Here is a 20615-nt window from a genome sequence, read left to right on the forward strand (position 1 = left end):
AGGAGCGGCAAAAGTATGGGCTGCGAACAGGCCATGACAAGGCGACAATCGGCCGCTCCGGCGCCACAGGGAGCGCGACCGCCGTCGGAGGGCCGCCGACAGGCCGTCCGCGGGCCGGTCGCGGAACGAATCGGCACGGGAAACCCGTCAAGATGGACCCGAGGACGACAGGATGACAGCACGCTACCGACGCGCACCTCCCAAGGAGTCACCCGTATGAGCACTTCAGCCCAGATCGGCGTCACGGGACTCGCGGTCATGGGCCGCAATCTCGCCCGCAACTTCGCACGCAACGGCTACGCGGTCGCGGTGCACAACCGCACGGCGGCACGCACCCACGCGCTGGTGGAGGAGTTCGGTCACGAGGGCGAGTTCGTGGCGGCCGAGACCGCCAAGGACTTCGTCGCGGCGCTGGAACGACCCCGCCGTCTGGTCGTCATGGTCAAGGCGGGTGAGCCCACCGACGCGGTGATCAGGGAGTTCGCGCCGCTGCTCGAGCCCGGCGACATGATCATCGACGGCGGCAACGCGCACTTCGCCGACACCCGGCGCCGCGAGCGCGAACTGCGCGAACAGGGGCTCCACTTCGTCGGCGCCGGCATCTCCGGCGGTGAGGAGGGCGCGCTGCACGGCCCGAGCATCATGCCGGGCGGTTCCCCCGAGTCGTACGAGTCGCTGGGCCCGATGCTGGAGAAGATCTCCGCCAAGGCCGCGGACGGGGCGCCCTGCGTCACCCACGTCGGCCCCGACGGCGCCGGCCACTTCGTGAAGATGGTGCACAACGGCATCGAGTACGCCGACATGCAGCTCATCGGCGAGGCCTACCAGTTGCTGCGCGACGTCGCCGGGTACGAGCCCGCGCAGATCGCGGACATCTTCCGCACCTGGAACACGGGACGCCTCGACTCCTACCTGATCGAGATCACCGCCGAGGTGCTGTCCCACGTGGACGCGGCGACCGGCAAGCCCTTCGTGGACGTCGTGGTGGACCAGGCCGAGCAGAAGGGCACCGGCCGCTGGACCGTCCAGATCGCGCTCGACCTCGGGGTTCCGGTGTCGGGCATCGCGGAGGCCGTCTTCGCACGGTCGCTGTCGGGACACGCGGGGCTGCGCGAGGCCTCGCGCGGTCTGGCGGGGCCGAAGGCCGCCGCGCTGGGCGAGGCCGAGGCGCAGGCGTTCGCCGACCGGGTGGAGCAGGCGCTGTACGCCTCCAAGATCGTGTCGTACACGCAGGGCTTCCACGAGATCGCGGCGGGCAGCGAGGAGTACGGCTGGGACATCGACCTCGGCGCCGTCTCCTCGATCTGGCGCGGCGGCTGCATCATCCGCGCGGCGTTCCTGGACCGGATCCGGGCCGCGTACGACGCCCGGGCCGACCTGCCGAGCCTGCTCTCCGACGCGACGTTCGCCTCCGAGATCGCGGCGGCACAGGACGCGTGGCGCGAGGTGCTGGTGTCGGCGACGCTGCAGGGCGTCGCCACACCCGGATTCGCGGCGGCACTGGCCTACTACGACGCCCTGCGGGCGGAGCGGCTGCCCGCGGCGCTCACCCAGGGGCAGCGGGACTTCTTCGGGGCGCACACCTACCGGAGGGTGGACCGGGAGGGAGCGTTCCACACGCTGTGGGGCGGGGACCGCTCGGAGGTGGACGCGTAGGCGACGTTCCCGGGAGCACCCTGACCTGGGAGCACCTCGGGACCGGCAGGCCGGGCGGCGGGGGTGAGCGGCAGGGACCGCCCACCCCGGCCGCGTCAGGTCAGGGGCGGGCCGGGCTCCGGGCTGGGGACCGGCTCAGGCCCCGGGGGGATCGGCGACGGCGAGGGGTCCGGCGGGCCGGGCCGCGGGGGCGGCGCCGGATCCGGGCCGGGCGGTTGCGGGCCGGGGGGCTGAGGGCCGGGGGGCTGCGGCTCGGGCGTGGGCACCGGGCTCGGGTAGGGCTCCGGAAGAACCGGGTCGGGGCCTGGCGTCGGCCCGGGCGGGACGGGGTCGGGGTACGGGTCGGTCATCGTGTCCTCCGGCCGCTTGCGGGGGCTTGGCTGTGGAACTACTCCCCCGCGTACCCGGGGCCGCCCCGCACACTCACCCGCCTGGCCGCGACCGTCCGTAGCCCCGCGGTCGTCCGAGCGGACGGCGGGAGCGACGGCCCGTGGACGCCGTGAGCCGACAGCCCCACGAACGCCGGGAGCCGACCACACCCCTGGCCCTGGACCGCCCGCGCCCCGACCACCCGGAACACCAGGCCGCCGCGACGCCACGACGTCGGAACACGAGCCGCCGGGCCGCCGAGGCGGCAGAACGCCGGAACGCCGAGACAGCAGGCCGCCCGGATCGCAGGCCGTCGGGACGGCAGGCCGCCCGGACCGCGAGCCGCCTGGCTCACGCTCCGCCTGGCTCACGCTCCGCCGGACGGCGAGCCGCCCGGACTGCCGTCCCCCCGATGCCGGGCCGCCTCACGTGCGGACCGCCGCAGGGCAGCCCGCCCGACCCGGGCCCGAAGGTCAGAACCGGCCGGGGTGGGCGCGCAGCCAGTCCTTCGCGGCGCTCAGCAGCCCGGGGTCCGCGACCGGGGCCTCGTCGGGGTGGCGCTCGGCCCACTTCACGACGTAGGGGCACAGCGGCGCCACCGGCACGCCCTCGCGCGCGGACAGGGCGTACAGCTCGCGCGCCAGCGACCCCGCGATGCCCTTGCCCTCGTGCGCCGGCTCGACGATCGTGTGCACCGGGACCAGCGCGGGCGCGGGCGACTCCAGGACGAAGTACTCGATGCGGCCCACGACTTCGCCGCCGTCACCGAGGGCTTCGAGGCGGCCCGCCGCCCGGTCGTCGCGGATCTCGATGTCGTTCATGGGCACTCCCGGTGCGATGGCTGGGATGGCTGGGATGGCTGGGATGGCTGCAGAAGGTACGCGGGCCGCGTCGGTCAGACCGACACGGCGTGCGGACTGCGCTCCTGGTCGGTGCCCGGTACCGGCTCCGAGGGGTCGGCGCCCAGGGCCACGATCCGGTTGTCACGGTCCACGTGCACGATCCGCGGCTCCAGGGCCCGCGCCTCGGCGTCGGTCACCTGAGCGTAGCTGATGATGATCACCAGGTCGCCGGGGTGCACGAGATGCGCGGCGGCGCCGTTGATGCCGATCACACCGGAGCCGCGCTCACCCTCGATGACGTAGGTCTCCAGCCGCGCGCCGTTGTCGATGTCGACGATGTGCACGAGCTCGCCCGGCAGCAGGTCGGCGGCGTCCAACAGGTCGGCGTCGATGGTCACCGATCCCACGTAGTGCAGGTCGGCCTGGGTGACGGTGGCACGATGGATCTTGGACTTGAACATGGTACGCAACATGGAGATACTCCCGGATTGTCTGCTCCCTGCCTGCTGTTTACAGGTCAAGGGCGTTCGCCGGAGGCTACAACGATTCGCGCGTTTGGTCAGCCGCCCCCGGGTGTTTCAGGGCTCACACCGACCCATCGCTGACTTCTCCGATTCCCATCAGCCCTGAGCGCCATAAGTCACTGGCCGGTCGTAACCGCGCTGCGCCGGTGGTGATGCGGTGGTCACCCTCTCGCCAACTCGTACAGACGCTCCCGAGCGGCAGCCCGTCGCATGCAGGGCGTTCGGCGACGAGGGTGACATAGCGGACGGCCGGGCCGGCACCAGTCAGCCGCGCATCGCCGCCCCAGTGCGTTGTCCGGGAACCTCGATGCCACGCCACCCGCCCTGAGCTGCCCCTGACGCTACGGGGTGAAACGACGGTGCGATCAAACAGAGGTCTGCCTCCAGCGGAGAGGAGTGGGATGCCGATGGTCAGTGGGGCGGATGACGGCCTTCGTCATCCGCGCAGCAGGTCACCGGGTCCCACCTGCGCGCACAGAGGCGGCTCCGTTTCCCCCTCGTACGCGAGATGGAGTTCACGTCGCGCCCGGGTCGTCAGGACGTAGTACGTCATGCGCAGGGCGGCCGAGGTGGGATCGACCGCCGCGTCCGTATGCGTGTCGGGGATGACAACAGTGTCGAAGCCCAGCCCTTTGGCGCTCGCCCGGTGGACGAGCACGATCCCCGGACGACCGAGGTCCAGCGTGCGGTAGCGGCCTTGTCCCGCACGGGCCCGCGAGGTGTACAGCTGTGGTTTCAGCCTCGGCGCTCTGCGCTGCAGACTGCCGAGCAGTGAGAACTGCGTGTGGGTCGAGTTCACGATCACGCCGATGCTGTGCTGCGGGTGTCTCTGCGCCAGCAGGATCAGCAGGTCGGCCGCGCCGTGGCGCGGCAGACGGTGCAGTCGTGGGGGTGGCCCTTCGGATTCGGGGAGGACGGGCAGACCGGTGCCCGTGTGGAAGTGTGCGGCGAGGGACGCGATCTGGCGTGTGTTGCGATGGTTGCCGTCAAGCTCGAGACGTGTGCACCGGACCAGCCGCTCGGCGATCTCGGTGAGTGTGGAGTTCGTGTCGGTCAGCCGCTGGCATTCGTCCGCGAACACCGTCGTACGGCTTTCGAGCAGCCGGCAGAGACGGTAGAACTCCGGTGGCAGGTCTTGGCCTTCGTCGACGACCAGGCTGAGTCCGGGCACTGGTCCGGTCTCCGCGGCGCGTGCATAGAGGGCGGGCCAGTCGAACCAGCCATCGGCATCGCGTGGGGGCGGTCCGCCGTACCACTCGGTGAGCCACGCGTGTGCGGTCGCCACGCGCACACTGCGGTCCGCCGGGCCGAGCGCGTGTACGGTCGAGGCCAGTGACTGGCGGAGCAGATTGGACCGCGTCAGCAGCACCGCCGGGGTGCCGGTGAGGGCGAGCATGATGGCCCGCTGGGCCGCAAGGAGACTCTTGCCGCTGCCGGGCGGGCCGCTGATCAAATGATCGCCGTCGAAGGGGAGGTTTTCGAGGCAGCCGCGCTGTTCCGGTACGAGGTCGAGGTAGGTGAGGGTCACATTTCCTCCAGGGCGTGCGCCACGGCGCTCCGGGCGGCCGTGACGATCGACTCCAGGTAGCCGGGCACGTGCTCGCCGCCGATGACGAGAGCCCGGTCGAGGAGGGTGTTGCCGGTCTCGCAGCTCGTCTCGGGCAACAGCGCGCAGGCATGGCAGGCCGCGCGGTTGAGGTTGCCGAAGCCCTGGCCGGTGTGTTCCGCGCAGAGCGGGTCCGCGGAGCACCATGCGGCGGCCTCGGTCATCCGCAGCAGGGTCTCCGCGAGACGCGGCGGCTCGCCCTGCTGCACAAGCCCCCCGAGCGTGCCTTCGGCGTCTCCCGCGGCGGTGTAGACGAGGACGCCGTACTGGTCCTGTTCGGGGCGTGCGTAGACGCGCTCGCGCAGGCTGGCCGTCGTGTAGCCGGATTCGAAGGAGAGCTGGCGGATCAGCAGGTGGGCGAGGGTGTGCAGGAGGACGAAGCGCGCGGAGAGTTCCTCGCCGGTGAGGGCCTGGAGTCGGTCTTTCTGGAACGATCGGTCGAAGTCCGCGCGCATGCCGGCGACGCGCCTCCGCACGTCTGTGTCCCCTTCCCAGGCAGTGAGTTCGTTCTTGTCGAGGGTGAGGAGAATGCCTTCGCCGAAGACCTCGACGGCGGGGAGCCATTTGAGGCGTCGGGACGTGTCGGCGGGCACGAGCGTCGCGTCCGGGGAGACCCTGCTGAAACCGGACAGGGCGCGTACCTCGCGCAGCCGGTCGACGAGGACGACCCGACCGATGCGGCGGTGCAGGCCCGCCCAGGGTTCGGCGGTCTCCTGGCCGAGTCCGAGGGTGGTCTCGCGCAGTGCGAAGTCGCGTGTGGCGGGCATGGCGGGCGCCGTGAAGGCGGTCCATTCCTCGCGGCTGAGATCGGGACGGACCGGAGTCGCCGCCGGGTCGGACGATACGACGGGCAGGGGCTGCCCGGTCTCCTCCGCGAGCATGGCGTCGAGGAGTCGGTCGTCGGCGCCGGTGTCCTCCTGGATCATCGTGCGGAAGACGTCGGCGCGCGCTGTGCCGGCGATCCGGCACAGCGACACCCACAGGTCGTGCTCGCGTACGCGTGCGGCGAGTTCTTCGTCTCCGTGCGACGCGGGAGTGTCCGACTCGGGTATGTCGAGCGCCGAGTGCACGACCGGGTAGTACAGGTTGCCCGCGGTGCGCTGCACGATCTGTACGGGCATCGCGCACTCCACGGCTTCCTTGGCCCGCTGCCAGGGGTTGCGTCCCGAGCAACGCATGCCGTGCGTGCCGAGGATGTCGAGCAGGTCCCGGGAGGCCCCGCATCCCTTGGCCGTGCAGGAGACGCAGAGCGCTTCGAGGCCGGAGGCGCGCTCGGACACGAGGAAGCAGAGCTTCTCGCGTTCGCCGCACTGTCGCCGTTCGCCGGCCTCTTGCCGCGAGTGTGCCCAGAACCACCAGTCGACGTCGCCCAGATGCCCGGCCGCGCAGATCTGGACGAACCGCATGGGGGCGAGGGTCCGGCCGGGTGAGCAGGACGGGCAACGGGGCGGCTGTCCCGGCTTTTCGTCGGCGATGCGCCACCGCTTCATTCGACGGCAGGACCCGCAGAACAGCCAGGAGGGAAAGCGGATATAGGGGGCTCCGGGGGCGTCGGGGGTGTCGAAGCGGTCGTTGGCCGTGGGGGGTGCGGCGTAGAAGCCTGTGACGCCGAGCCGGCCCGCGAGCCGGGGCGACTCGACGCGCTGTCTGCCCTTCTGCGGCCAGTCGCCGATTCCGGTGGCGACGAACGACTCGCCCTGGATGTCGAAGACGGCCCCGACCCCGAACGGCAGAACGGTCTGCGACTGGCGTACGCGCAGTGTGCGGTTCACAGGTCGGCTCCCTTCACCGTCACCTGGCATTCCCGGTCGACGTTGCGCATGGAGTTCGGTGTCTCCCAGAGGCCGTAGCGTTGCTCGAAGCTCTTGATGAGGTTGGACTGTCCCTTGCCCTGACTGCGGTAGTAAAGCTCGCGGCCGTCCTTGCGGGCCTCGCGCGCGGCTTCCTCCCATTCGGCCAGGAGCTCGGTGAGTTCCTTGCGTACGGCGTCGGCGGCATGGGGCTCACCGGCAGCGGCTCGCCCTGTCAGCTCGCCGACCAGGGCTTCCGCTTCGGGCAGCCGATCGAGGATGTGCCCGGCCCGGTTCTCGGCCGCGAGGCCGAGGCGGTGGCGTACGAGGATGACGAGCGCCGCATGCAGGGCGCGCCGGCGTGAGGGGACGGACCAGGGGGTGACGCTGGTCGGTTCGACGTGCCGGTACAGGGAGCGGTGGTACACGTCGAAGGTCTCGTAGTGCGAACGGTCCCTGGGGCGGGTGGCGTTGAAGAAGGTGACGACGAGACCGGGCACGGTATGCCGGCCCACCCGGCTTGTGGCCTGGATGTACTCGGCCGTCGTCTTGGGCTGTCCCTGCATGAGCATCAGCGCGAGCCGCTTCACGTCGATACCCACGGACAGCATGTTGGTACAGGGCAGGAACGACACCGACTGTGGGTCGTCCCACGGCTTTTCCAACCGGTCGAGAAGCACCGGCTGTTCGGCGCGCGGCAGGTTGCTGGTGAGCTCCTGCACCTGATGGTCCGGCAGGTCCCTGGCTTCGGAACCCGGGTCCAGCGACGTGAGCTGTGCGGGGATGTCGTCGGCCGCCGCCGTGACCGTCCGGCCGAGTTCGCGCAGGCTGTGGTGGTACGCGACCAGCGTCCAGTAGGCGTCCCGGTGCTCCTCGGGAAGTTCGTAGGCGCCCTGGAGCATCGCGGCGGCGGTGGCGACCGCGGCGCGGCCCGCCGTGTGTCCCTGGGCCATGACGCCGAGATAACGGCGGCCGGGCCGGGACGTGTCGGGTTCGGCGAAGTAGGAGTGGCGGGCGTCGAGCCCGGCGGGCGGAAAGAGCTGGGCGCCGCTGCCGTAGAGGGCGCGGATCTGCTCGCCGGAGCGGCGGATCGTCGCCGTGGACGCCACGACCTTGGGTCCGATGCCTTCACGGTCGGTGCACAGCCCGAGCACAGCCGCCTCGTACAGGCCGACGGTGGTGCCGAGCGGGCCGGTGAGCAGGTGCAGCTCGTCCTGGATGACGAGGGCCGGCGGGCGGTTGCCGGTGTCCGCGCCGAAAAGCCGTCCCGAGCGCGGTTCCCAGGCGAGCCGGGCGAACTTGTCCACCGTGCCGAGAACGAAGGAGGGCGGCCGGTCATACAACTGTTCGTCGACGACGGCGACGGGCAGCTCGTCGTGGAAGGCGCACTCGTCACGTGGGCAGAAGAACGCGAAGGAGCCGGCGGTGGCGCGCACTCCGTAGTCCCCGATGTCGGGCGACTTATGGGCGGGCATGATGCGTGTGCCGCACCATGGGCAGCGGTCGAGGATGAAGACGTCGTCGGGCCGGGCCGCGCCCCGCACATCGTCGAGGACGGCGCGAGCCTTCTCGTACGAGTTCGGGGAGGTGGCCTCGCCCACCCACAGGCCGATGGAGAAAGGCTCGTCCCCATAGGGAGCAGGGTCGGCGCGGCGCAGCGTCTCCAGTGCGCAGATGGTGGTGGCCGCGCGCTGGAACTGCTGGGTGGTGAGCAGGCTCAAGGTGTAGCGGCTCAACACCGCCGTGCCCCCACCGCCTTCGTCGCGCCGGCGGAGCAGCATGGCGAAGGCGGCCAGCAGCAGATAGGCCTCCGTTTTGCCGCCGCCGGTCGGGAACCAGATCAGGTCGGCGGTCTCCCGGTCAGGATGTCGGGGGTCGGCCACGCCGTCCAGGGAGAGCAGGAAGAACGCGAGCTGGAAGGGCCGCCACACGGCCTCCGGACTGGGTTCCGGATCGAGGAGCACCGGGTCACGGCGGGCGCGGCGTTCGCCTGCCTGGTCCCGGGCGGAGTGGCGCATCTGGAGGGCCATCGCACGGTTCGCGGTGCGGAAGGCGTGCAGCAGCTCAGGGCGCGCCGGATCGCAGAGGGTACGGACGCCGGACTCGATCCGGGTGACGGCAGCGGCGATACGGGCCAAGACACGGTCGGCGGCGTCACGGCCCCACGCAGGGACCTCGGTGTTCATCTGTCCCACGTACCAGGCTCGGTAGTCGGCAGCGAACTCCGCCAGCTCCTCGTGGAGTTGGGCGAGCGGTACAGCCGGATCTGCGAGGTGGAGCACGTTCAGGACGGGGGAACCGGTGAAGCCGGCCGCCCGGACACCGCTGACCTCCGCCTCGGGCATGACGGCGACCCTGAGAGCCATGACCGCCCGCTCGCCGCTCTCATTGCTCTCGGCGTACCGTTCCTCGACCGCGCACCCGTGGCCTACAGCGTGTGTACGGACGTGCCGGTACTGGAGACGCAGCTCCTGTTCCTCCAGGTCACGGCTGGCAAGCCGCACACTGGGGTAGGGCAGGACATCGCCGTCCGCAGGTCTCGCCTCCAATTCGACCTGGAAAAGCATCCGGTCCCATTGCGCGGCCTTGCCGAGCGCCTGCTCATGGTGGGAGGTGTTGACGAGCGCCACGGTGACGAGTTGCCCGGAGCCGAAGGCGCGCCTGCGGACACGGATCTCGGCGCGTCCGTCGAGCACGGGCACGTGGTTCCGGTCGGGTCCGAGCGCATGGGTCTCCTCGGGCAGGGGGACGCGTTCCCAGCGACGGCCCCGCTCGCCGGTCGCGGCGAGGGTCTTGTAGCGGGCTCCGGCGCAGCGGACGTCGATGGTCGTGGCATCGGTGTAGAAGCTGAGGCCGAGTGAGGACGGCAGCCAGGAATTGGCTTCGGGCACGGGGTCCGCCACGGGTGCCGTGTCCTCGGCGCCGTCCTCCGTGCCGGAGCCCTCCAGCTCTTCGGCGGCGAGGTCCAACTGCCATTGCAGGTCGGCCTCCTGCGGATACAGGGTGCCCATGAGGTATTCGCGGTCGGGCGGCGCTTCGAGCAGCTCGTGTTCCCCGAAGGTCGGGCCGACGAGCCGACGGTGCAGTGAGGAGACGAGTTCGTGTCTGGGGTCCATGGCCGTGCTCCTGAAGCGGTACGAGTGAGGCGGGATGCCGGGTGCGAGGTGCCGGGAGTGCGGTGTCAGGACCGTCGCCAGCGGTTGCGGAGTGTCGAGCGGTCGGCGGCGGCGGCTTCGCCTTCGGCCGCGAACTGTTGCTTCAGCTCGGTGATGCGGGCCCAGGCGTCGTGCTCGATCTGAGCGATCCGTGCCGCGGCCCGCTGCTCGGCTGCCGCCACCTGGGCCGACGCCTGCTGCTGGGCGGCCTGTAGAGCCGCGTCGCGCTCGGCGAGCAAGATCTCGGCCTGCCGCAGCCGCTGCTCCAGGCCCGCGATGCGGGCCTCCCCTTCCTCCCGGTAGCGCCGCAGCCGCTGGGCGGTTTCCTCTGCCCGCCGCTGGGCTTCGTTCGCCCGCTGGTACAGGACCGCTGCCCGTTCCTCTGCCCTGCTCGCCCTGTGCTCCGCATCGTTCGCGCGCTGCTCGGCGTCCTTGGCACGCTGCTCCGCCCGGGTGCCGCGCTCACCGGCTGCGGCCAGGGCTGTCCGTGCCGAGCGCTCCCTCTGCTCGGCGTATTCAGCGCGCTCGGCCAAGGCCTGGTGCGCCTCGCGATGCCCGTCCTCGATGCGCGCGATCCGTTCCTCCGCCTGTGCGCGCAGATGCTGCTCCTTGCGGAGGAGAGATCTGTCTGTGCGGCGCAGCAGCGCCTCCTCCAGGGCGTCGAGCCGACGTTCTGCGTCTTCTCGGGCAGCAGCCATCCTGGCGTCGCCGGCCGACCGCTCCTCGGCCAGTCTCCGGCGGTGTTGGTCCCATGCGTGCGTCAGTTCTGCCTCATGCTCACGGCGAGCGTCATCGAGGTGCTGCTCGACTTCGGCACTGAGCCTTGCCCGCTCTTCCTCGGCTTCCGCGAGCGCCTGGGCGAGCTGCTGGTCCGCCTTCGCCTGAAGCTGGACGAGTTGCCGCACGGTGTCCGCGCGGGTGAGCATCGGGCCACCCTCGGCGGCCGTGGCGACCGGACCCGACTGCCTGTCGGCCTCCTCGTGGGCAGGCTCCTGCCCACACGCCTCGTGGGGAGGCTCGTACTGTCGGCCTGCCGTTCTCTCATGAACCGGAACTGGATGCCGCCCGACGGCATCCTCAGCCTGCCCTTCGGTCGCGGGCGGCGTGCTTCCCGACCCCGCTTCGGCACCAGTGGTCCGCTCCTCGGCTTCCGCGTCGCCCCGAACGGGCTGCTGCTCGGCTGCCACGGCGCGCACGGAACCGTGATTCACGGTGTCGGCCGGGGGCAGTTCCTGTCTGATCGGAGCAGGCACTGGCCGCTGTCCTGCCTTGACCAGCGACACCGGCTCTTGGGCGGCCATGGCCGCGAAGCCTCGCCGCTCCTTGTCCCGCCCCCTGTCGTCGGTCGAGGGGTGGTCTGGTGCGAGCGACAACTGCGGTTGCCGTTCGCCTTGAGGCTCCTTGCTCATCGTTGTGGTCGGGGCCTGCACTCGGGCGTCGTCCGTCTGCCCGCCCTGTGCAGTGCCGGCCGGCCCCACGTCCGGGACAGGCCGAGAGGACAGCTCAGCGACGAACTCCCGCAGGGCCGCACGGGCCGCAAGGCGCGGCTCGTTGTGCACCAGCGGCCGCTGAGCCAGATAGGTTCGAGGCGACATCCCACGCAGTTCCGCGGACGGGCGCTCGAAGAAGTCCTCGGGCGTCAGCCCAACCTCCTTCACGGCGTCGAAGACGGTGCGCAACACCTCCAGGGCCTTGACCACCGGTCGGTCGAGCACCCCCCGTTCCCGCACGGCACGCACGACGGCGTCGGCGGGGGACGGACCGAGCAGCACGGTGAGCTGAACATGCCCCACGGCGAGCAGGGCGTATTCGGCGAGCCAGGCCACTCCCCCGCCGAACTCCGTCGGCATACGCAGCGCCTGCCGCCAGTCCGCCGTGTACCGCTCGGGTGCGGCAGGCTCGCTCGCCTCGGTGGCGGCCGGCACCGAGGGCGAATGCCGCGGGAGTGGCTCCGGCGCGGCCGCGCGCGGTTGCGGAACCAGTTCGTTTCCGGGCTCAAGTGCCTCTGCGGCGACAGCCCCCACCCCCTGATCCGTTAGCGGCTGGGAATCGTCCGGGTGTCCCTCGGAAGGTCCTTCCACCTGCAGCTGCACCTGCGGCTCCTCCTGTTCATCCATGAGGACCGCCGACAGCATGCTGTCGGTTGTGGTGCGGTCGGCGGGTCCGGCCACTGTCGTCTCCGCTCCCAGGCATCCGGCGGCTTCGACGGCTTCGACGGCTTCGACGGCTTCGACGGCCGATATTTCCACCGCTTCGGCCGACCGCGACGGCACGTCCCGCGAAGCGTCCTGCGGCACGTCCGGGCTCAGCGCGTCAGGCGTCCGCTTCTCCTCGGGGTGCTTCCTCTGTGCCCTTGCCCTGCCGGCGCCACGGCCCGAAGCCTGCCTCTTGACGGCCTCGCCGGGCGCCGCAGGGGCCGGGCCACTGTCGTACCCGTACGCGGCGGTGAGGCCGGCCTCCCGAAGCCGCTGCCTGAAGACGGGCAGGATCTTGACTTCGATCTGTCTGATGCGCTCCCGCGTCACCCCGAACTCCCGCCCGAGCTCGTCCAGGGTCAGGGTCTCGTCGCCGTCGAGGCCGAGACGCCGGACGAGGATGCGGGCCTCGCGTCCGGAGAACGTGTCGACCACGTGCATGACCTGCTCCAGCAGCATCGCGTCGAGTACGGCCTTGTCCACGGGTGGCAGTGGGTTCGCCTGCCCGATGAAGTCGCCGAGCGTGACCCCGTCCCCGATGACACGGTCGAGGGAGTCGGTGCGCCGGCTCAGCTTCCGGGCTTCCTCGACCTTCTGCATGGTCATGTCGCAGTACACGGCCACGTCGGCTACGCCGGCAGGCCGACCCTGGATCGCGAGGGTGCGCTCCGCAAGCGCCACCTTGCGGACCTGTTCGTGCATATGGACCGGGATGCGGATGACGGCGCCCTCGTCCGCGATGGCCCGGCTGATCGACTGGCGGATCCACCAGGTCGCGTACGTCGAGAACTTGAAGCCCTTGGAAGGGTCGAATTTGCGCGCCGCCCGCATCAGGCCCAGCGCGCCGTGCTGAAACAAGTCGTCGTAGTCCAGCCCCTGTTCCAGATACCGGGGGGCCATCTTGTGCACGAGTCGCTGGTTGTGCAGGACGAGACAGTCCCGGGCGCGGATCCGGAGGTCCTCGTGCGGCAGGCCCCTCAGAGCCTCGTCGTCCGGTTCCTCGGCCAGACGGTCGGGTCCTCCCCGTAGCAGCACGGCGAGTCCGACCTCCGCCTCGGCGCTCAACAGACGCATGTCCGGCCGCCGTCGGAAGCGGTCGTTCTCCAGGACGGTCAGCGCGGCGGCCACTGCGGCCGTGAGGTCGCCGAGGTCACCTCCGGGCTCCGTGTCCGAAGGAGGAAAGGGCTCGCCCTCCGGGCCGTCCTCCAGTTGGTGTGCCTCGGCGTCGGTGGGCTCGGTGAGACCCGTGAGATCGTCACCGGCCACGGGGGCGGCTGCCTCGACGACCGGGACGGCAGGCCCGACTGGACCCCGACCCTGCTCGCTCACGGCCTCTTGCCTCTCGTCCTCACCCCTCGCGGCCACCGCCTCGGCGGTCGCGAGGACCTGGCCCCGAATCCGCGCCCCCGCCCGCAGGGCTGCCGCGTCCCGCGCCCCGAGTCCGGCCAGCCGAGCCACACCGTCCAGGGCTCGCGACGTCACATATCCCTCGGCGTCGGCATAGCGCTCCAACAAGGCCCGCACCACGTCACCGGAGGAGAAGACGGGGATGGGCACAATTTCTTCACGAATCCGTGCAACCTTTTCCGCATTCGAACCGTCACCGTCTGCATGCGCCACCGCCCTCAGGACGGGCAGCCCCAGCCCGGCCAGCTCTTCACGAAGCCGCTCCCGCTCGACGTCCCCCAGCCCCAGCGCGCGGACATGCTCCACGAACACGGATTCCGGCACCGCGCCGTCCACCGCCGCGCGGCGCAGGCGGGTCAGCATTCCGGCCAGGGCAGCCTTGAGTCCGACTCCGCCACTCGCCCGGTTCCCCTGCACCCCACTCGCGGCGGCACGGCCCGAGTCCCGCCCCGGCACACCGCTTGGCGCCTCAGACCCTCCGACCGACTGGTGTCCCACACCACCCACCCCCTCCCCGATGACGAGATTCACCGTAGGGTGACACGTTGACGATGTCAACAGATTCACAGCATTCCGCAATCCCCTCACTTCGTGTACGGTTGCGGACACTGCACTCCCGCTCTGCCACGATGAGCGGTGCGCGACGAATGTAGGGGGCACGTTCCGTTTCCCCGCCTCGGCACGGGACCGGGAAACGGGACGGCGGAGGACGAGGGGAGCGGCAGTGAGCCAGGAGCTGCTGGACGGCAGGTTCCGCATCGGGCATGTCATCGGCAAGGGCAACATGGGTGAGGTTCACCAGGCCGAGGATCTTCAGGCAGCCGAGGGCACCCCTGAGCGCACGGTCGCCGTCAAGACCATCCTGCGCCGCCGCACGGGCACCCGCATCGACACCACGGCCGATCCCAAAGCCACCGAACGCTTCGCCCGCGAGGTACGCATCATGCGTCGCCTCGACGATCTCAATCTCACGCGCATCGTCGCCGGCGGGGTGGCCGGGGGCCAGGACGGTCTGCCCTACCTCGCGATGGAGTTCCTGCACGGCGAGACGCTTCGGGACCTCATCGCGGAGGAACGGCAGCTCCCGGTCACCTGGGCCGCGGCCGTCGGCGCCCAGATCGCGTCCGGTCTCGCCGCCGCGCACGCCGCCGAGGTCGTCCACCGCGACCTCAAGCCCGCCAACGTCATGCTGACCCAGGGCGGCACCGTCAAGGTCCTCGACTTCGGCATGGGGCGCATCGTCGACGACCCCGACGACGCCCGGCTGACCAGCACCGGCGTCAGCGTGGGCACCGCCCGGTACATGGCTCCGGAGCAGTTCGAGGCCAAGCAGGTCACCCAGGCGGCCGACCTGTACGCCCTCGGATGTGTGCTCTACGAAATGCTGGTGGGCGTACCGCCGTTCACCAGCGAGTCGCCCTTCGAACTCGCCGCCAAGCACACCCGTGAACAGCCGACCCCCATCACCCTCATCCGCGGCGAGATCCCCGCCGAGCTCGCCCGGCTCGTCGACCGGCTGCTCGCCAAGGACCCGGCGGCCCGTCCCGCGGACGCCGTCGCCGTACGCGACGCACTGCTGCCGCTGGCCGAGCAGGACGGGGACACCCCGCTGCTGCCGCACTGGGGAGCCCTGGACCCGACCCGCCCACTGCGCGATCCCGCGGCCCGCGCCACCACACGGCAGGCCGCCGCCCCGAAGCCGGAGCCGACGCCGGTCACCGCCACGGGCGCGGGCATGGACGTCTTCGGCGTCCACCGCACGCTCATCAAGGACTACCGCTCCTTCACCGAGGGCGGCACCGTCATCCGGGACGACCGCATCGCCGCGTTCGTCGAGGACGACCTCAACAGCAAGTCGCAGTGGCCCGACCCGTGGCTCTCGTTGAACCCCTTCTTCCAGGGCGGCGGCACGGTGGTCGAGCTGGCCGGGCAGAAGGTCCTGCACGACGAGTGCGCCCGTATCTTCCAGGCGAGGAAGACCGAGGGCGGCACGGTGCCCGACGGCCGCCCGCTGACCCTCCACCAGCACCAGCGCGAAGCGATCGACGCCGCCGCGTCCGGCGCGTCGTACGTCCTGACGACGGGCACCGGGTCCGGCAAGTCGCTCGCATACATCGTCCCTATCGTGAACAAGGTGCTCCACCAGCGGGACGCGGAGGGGCCGAAGGCCGCCAAGAGGGTACGGGCGATCATCGTCTACCCGATGAACGCGCTCGCCAACAGCCAGCTCAAGGAGCTGGAGAAGTATCTGCGCGACGGCTACGGCGCCGGCCGCGAACCGGTCACCTTCGCCCGGTACACGGGCCAGGAGGACGACGAGAAGCGCAAGGAGATCCGCGACAACCCGCCGGACATCCTGCTCACCAACTACGTGATGCTGGAACTGATGCTGACCCGCCCCGCCGACCGGGCCAGCCTCATCAAGATGGCGCGAGGCCTGGAGTTCCTGGTCTTCGACGAGCTGCACACCTATCGCGGCCGGCAGGGCGCCGACGTCGCCCTGCTGATCCGCCGCGTCCGCGAGGCCTGCCAGGCACAGGACCTCCAGTGCATCGGCACGTCGGCCACCATGTCGACGGAGGGCACGCTCGACGACCAGAAGAAGGTCGTCGCCGGGGTGGCGAGCACCCTGTTCGGCACTCCGGTGCGCCCGGAGCATGTCATCGGCGAGACTCTGGTCCGCGCGACCCACGACACGCCCGACGCCGTTCCCGCCGAGCGTCTCAACTCCCCCGCCGCGCCGCGCGCGTACGACGATCTCGTACGCGACCCGCTGGCCCGCTGGATCGAGACCCGCTTCGGCCTGGCCACCGACGAGACCACGGGCCGGCTCGTCCGGCAGCAGCCCACGAAGATCGAGGTCGCGGCGAAGGAACTGCACGAGCGGACCGGGGTCGACGAGGACCAGTGCGTCGCCGCCATCCGCGCCACCCTTGAAGCCGGCTCGCAGGCGCGGCACCCGGTGACCGAACGGCCGCTGTTCGCGTTCCGGCTGCACCAGTTCCTCTCCAAGGGCGACACCGTGTACGTCACCCTGGAGGACAAGCTCTCGCGCCACCTCACCCGCTCCTACCAGCTCGAACAGCCCGGCAGCGAAGGCAAGTTGCTGATGCCGCTGGCGTTCTGCCGGGAGTGCGGCCAGGAGTACCTGACGGTGTGGCGGACCGCCAAGGACGGCGACGTCCGGTACGAGGCGCGCAGGGACACCTCCGCGACGGGCGGCCGGCAGGGCGACGGCTACCTGTACGTCGATCACGAGCGGGCGTGGCCGTCCAACGTTCAGCACGCCGTGAACGAACGCCGCCTGCCCGAGTCCTGGCTGGAGTTGGACGACAAGGGCCAGGAAGTCGTGAAGAAGTCGTACCGCGACCGGGTGCCGCGTGCGGTCACCGTCGATCCGCGCGGCCGCGAGGGGAGCGGCGAACTCCAGGCGGCGTTCGTCCCCTCCCCCTTCCTCTTCTGTCTGCACTGCGGGGTCGCTTACGAGCAGACCCGCGGCCGGGACTTCGCGAAGCTGGCGACGCTGGACCAGGAGGGTCGGTCCTCCGCGACCTCGCTGATCTCGGCGTCGGTGGTGCGCTCGCTGAAGTCGGTGCCGGAGGAGACCCTGGACAAGGAGGCGCGCAAGCTCCTCACGTTCGTCGACAACCGGCAGGACGCGTCCCTCCAGGCGGGTCACTTCAACGACTTCGTGCAGATCACTCAGTTGCGCGGGGCCCTGTACCGGGCGGCTCTGGACGCGGGCGAGGACGGCGTCCACCACGAAGAGCTGGCCTCGTCGGTGACGAACGCGCTCGCCATCGAGCCGGCCGACTACACGGGCGACAGCGACCTGCCGCCCTCCCTCGCCCGCAACGCCGCCAAGACCCTGCGTGACGTGATCGCGTTCCGGCTGTATCTGGATCTGGAGCGCGGCTGGCGCATCACGATGCCGAACCTGGAGCAGACCGGCCTGCTGGAGATCGGCTACGAGGACCTGGACTGGGTGGCGGCCAAGCAGGACCGCTGGGCGGGCACGCACGAGGCGCTGCGCGACGCCGACCCGGCGCTGCGGGCCGAGGTCATGAAGGCGCTGCTCAACGAGATGCGCCGGTCCCTCGCCATCGACGTCTCGTACTTCCGTGACGACTTCGACTCGCTCCAGCGGGCGAGCGAGGAGCGGCTGATCGACCCGTGGGTGCTGTCCGCCGCGGACAAGCCGAAGGTCGGCACCGCCTATCCGCACCCGTCCGGCCGCGGCATGGACCGCTCGGCTCTGTTCCTGTCGGCACGCGGCAAGTTCGGCAAGTACCTGCGCCGCGCGGACACGTCCTTCAAGAAGCTCGACCCAGCCGATCTCCAGCTGGTCATCGAGGAGTTGCTGAAGGTCCTGGCCAAGGCGGGCCTGGTGAAGGAGGTGACGGAGGCCCCGCAGCGGGCGGGTCGCTACCGCCGGCCCTCCGCCCCGGTCGCCACGGGCTACCGCGTGGCCGCCCAGTCCCTCGTCTGGCGCGCGGGCAGGGGCGAGCGGGGCACGCACGACCCGCTGACCCGCACCTACCAGAGCGGCGACGGACCGCGCGTCAACACCTTCTTCCGCGACCTGTACAAGGACGCGGCGGGCGCCCTGTCCGGCCTGTTCGCGCGCGAGCACACCGCGCAGGTGTCGCCGGAGGAGCGGGAGCAGCGCGAAGAGGCCTTCCGTAAGGCGGAGTTGAAGCTGCTGTACTGCTCCCCGACGATGGAGCTCGGCGTCGACATCTCCCAGCTCAACGCGGTGATGATGCGCAACGTACCGCCCACTCCCGCGAACTACGCGCAGCGCTCGGGCCGCGCGGGCCGCAGCGGACAGCCCGCCCTCGTCACCACCTACTGCGCGACAGGCAACAGCCACGATCAGTACTACTTCCGCCGCTCGGAGCGCATGGTCGCGGGCGCGGTCGCCCCGCCGCGTCTGGACCTCGCCAACGAGGACCTCGTCCTCTCCCACCTCCAGGGCATCTGGATCGCGGAGGCCGGTCTGAAGCTCGGCCGAGCCGTCCCCGAGGTGCTCGACGTGTCGTACCCGGACACGGGTGACCGTCCGAACCCCGCGCTGGAGCTGCTGCCGGACATCCTGGCGGCCTCGCTCGACGAGAGCGCCCGGCGCCGCACGGTCGACGCGGCCCTGCGCGTCCTCGGCCCGCTCCTGCCGGACTTCGCCGACACCACCTGGTGGCACGACGACTGGATCCAGGACCGGGTGGCGACGGTGGCGACCCGCTTCGACCGGGCCTTCGACCGCTGGCGGCAGCTGTTCCGCTCCGCACTCGACGACCAGTACATCCAGAACAGGCGCCGCCTGGACTACAGCCTCACCGAGGGCGACCGCATCCGCGCCAACGCCCGCCGCCGGGAGGCCGAGACACAACTGAATCTGCTGATGAACGAGAGCGCCGACAGCAAGTCGGTCCTCTCCGACTTCAACCCGTACCGCTATCTGGCGTCCGAAGGCTTCCTGCCCGGCTACAGCTTCCCGCGGCTCCCGCTCGCCGCCTACATCCCGACCGTCGGCCGGCGCCGTGGGGACGGCGACTACCTTCAGCGGCCGCGTTTCCTCGCGATCCGCGAGTTCGGTCCGGGGGCGCTGATCTACCACGAGGGCGCCCGCTACCAGGTGACCCGCATCCAGCTGCCGCCGGACTCCTCGGGCGAGCTGGCGACCAGCGAGGCCCGCCGCTGCGCGCAGTGCGGCTACCACCATGATCCGGAGCAGCTGGAGGACCGCTGCGCCATGTGCCACGAGCCGCTGGGCTCGGCGACGTACGGCCTGCTGCACCTGCACACCGTGTACACCACCCGCCGTGAGCGGATCTCGTCCGACGAGGAGGAGCGGCGTCGCGCCGGCTTCAAGCTGGAGACGTCGTATCGCTTCCAGGACCACGGCAACCGCAAGGGCCGTCTGAACGCGTCGGTCACAGACGCCTCGGGCGCGCCGCTCGCCGAGGTGGCGTACGGGGACTCGGCGACCGTCCGGATCACCAACACCGGCCGGGTGCGCGCCAAGAGCGACGAGCCGGCCGGGTACTGGCTGGACCTCGCGGACGGCCGCTGGATGAACGACAAGGACGCCTCCGAGGCCTCCGGCGACTCCAGCGAGCTGCCCGTGATCGACGCGGACGGCAACGAGCGGCGCCGCAAGAAGCGGGTCATCCCGTACGTGGAGGACCGCCGTAACATCCTCGTCGTCACCCTGGACGAGCCGCTGCCGGAGCCGGTGGCGCTCTCCCTGATGTACGCCTTGGAGCGGGGCATCGAGGCCGCGTTCGAGCTGGAGGACGCCGAGCTGTCCAGCGAGCTGCTGCCGCCGGACGACGGCCCGCGGGGCCGCATCCTGTTCACGGAGGCCGCCGAGGGCGGCGCGGGTGTGCTGCGCCGCCTCCAGGCGGAGGAGGACGCTCTGGCGAAGGCGGCCGTGCGCGCCCTGGACATCTGCCACTTCGACGCGGACGGCGCCGACCTGGGCGGCCCGCACCCGGACCGGCCGTGCGCGCTCGGCTGCTACGAGTGCCTGCTGACGTACGGCAACCAGCTCAACCACGCCCTCATCAACCGGCACTCGGTGCGGGACCTGCTGGTGCGGCTGGCGTCGGCGAAGGCCCGGCGGGAGTCGCGCGGCGAGTCGCGCTCGGAGCAGTACCGGCGACTGCTCGACCAGGTCTCCGCCGCCGACGCGCCGACACCGGTCGAGGCGGCGGCCAGGACGGCCGTCGAGGCATCGGACAAGGCGGCATCGGCGACCGTGCTGGCGGCTCAGGGCGACTTCCTGGGCTGGGCGAAGGCGCGCGGCCTGCGGCTGCCGGACGAGCCGGGCTCGTTCCTCACCGAGGCGATGGCCACCCCCGACTACGTGTACCGCCTGCCCGGCGTGAACGTGGCCGTCTTCGTGGACCTGCCGGACAAGGAGCAGGACACCTTCCGGGACGAGGACGCCGAGGACCGCCTCTTCAACGCCCGCTGGGACGTCATCCGCTTCGCCCACGGCGCCGACTGGGACGCCGTCGCCGCCGCCAACGCCCGCTACTTCGGCTCTCCGGCCGCCAACTGACCGCC

Annotated in this window: 8 protein-coding genes; 2 read left to right on the top strand and 6 right to left on the bottom strand. The window is 71.0% G+C overall.

Going from position 1 to position 20615, the window contains the following annotated elements; all coding sequences use genetic code 11:
• Positions 1-216: 216 nt before the first annotated feature.
• Positions 217-1656, top strand: coding sequence for an NADP-dependent phosphogluconate dehydrogenase (gene gndA / locus OHS82_RS07340; protein ID WP_057581058.1), 1440 nt, complete (start codon positions 217-219; stop codon positions 1654-1656).
• Between the two features lie 842 nt (positions 1657-2498).
• Here the strand turns inward: gndA and OHS82_RS07345 are convergent.
• The 6 genes from OHS82_RS07345 to OHS82_RS07370 all read right to left on the bottom strand — a co-directional run bounded on the left by OHS82_RS07345 (position 2499) and on the right by OHS82_RS07370 (position 13907).
• Positions 2499-2846 carry a GNAT family N-acetyltransferase gene (locus OHS82_RS07345; protein WP_057581059.1) on the bottom strand — a complete coding sequence of 116 codons (348 nt, stop codon included), beginning with the start codon at positions 2844-2846 and terminating at the stop codon, positions 2499-2501.
• Between the two features lie 74 nt (positions 2847-2920).
• Positions 2921-3340: an aspartate 1-decarboxylase gene (panD, locus tag OHS82_RS07350; protein WP_057581060.1), complete on the bottom strand. Its 420-nt coding sequence runs from the start codon at positions 3338-3340 to the stop codon at positions 2921-2923.
• A gap of 487 nt (positions 3341-3827) precedes the next feature.
• Positions 3828-4919, bottom strand: coding sequence for a DNA helicase (locus OHS82_RS07355; RefSeq protein WP_328433536.1), 1092 nt, complete (start codon positions 4917-4919; stop codon positions 3828-3830).
• Positions 4916-6769 (bottom strand): DUF1998 domain-containing protein, encoded by a 1854-nt coding sequence (locus OHS82_RS07360; RefSeq protein ID WP_328433537.1) that lies wholly within the window; start codon positions 6767-6769, stop codon positions 4916-4918. Before OHS82_RS07360 ends, OHS82_RS07355 begins: the two co-directional genes overlap by 4 nt.
• Entirely contained in the window at positions 6766-9903 is a 3138-nt protein-coding gene (locus tag OHS82_RS07365) for a helicase-related protein (protein WP_328433538.1), read from the bottom strand. The genes OHS82_RS07360 and OHS82_RS07365 overlap by 4 nt, the downstream gene beginning before the upstream one ends.
• A 65-nt stretch (positions 9904-9968) precedes the next feature.
• On the bottom strand, positions 9969-13907 hold the full coding sequence (locus OHS82_RS07370) for a sigma-70 family RNA polymerase sigma factor (RefSeq protein WP_328433539.1): 3939 nt from the start codon (positions 13905-13907) through the stop codon (positions 9969-9971).
• A gap of 361 nt (positions 13908-14268) precedes the next feature.
• Here OHS82_RS07370 and OHS82_RS07375 point away from each other — a divergent pair, with 361 nt between their 5' ends.
• Entirely contained in the window at positions 14269-20610 is a 6342-nt protein-coding gene (locus tag OHS82_RS07375; protein WP_328433540.1) for a protein kinase domain-containing protein, read from the top strand.
• Positions 20611-20615 lie beyond the last annotated feature (5 nt).

Origin of the sequence: Streptomyces sp. NBC_00425 (assembly GCF_036030735.1) — a bacterium.
Taxonomy (GTDB): Bacteria; Actinomycetota; Actinomycetes; order Streptomycetales; family Streptomycetaceae; genus Streptomyces.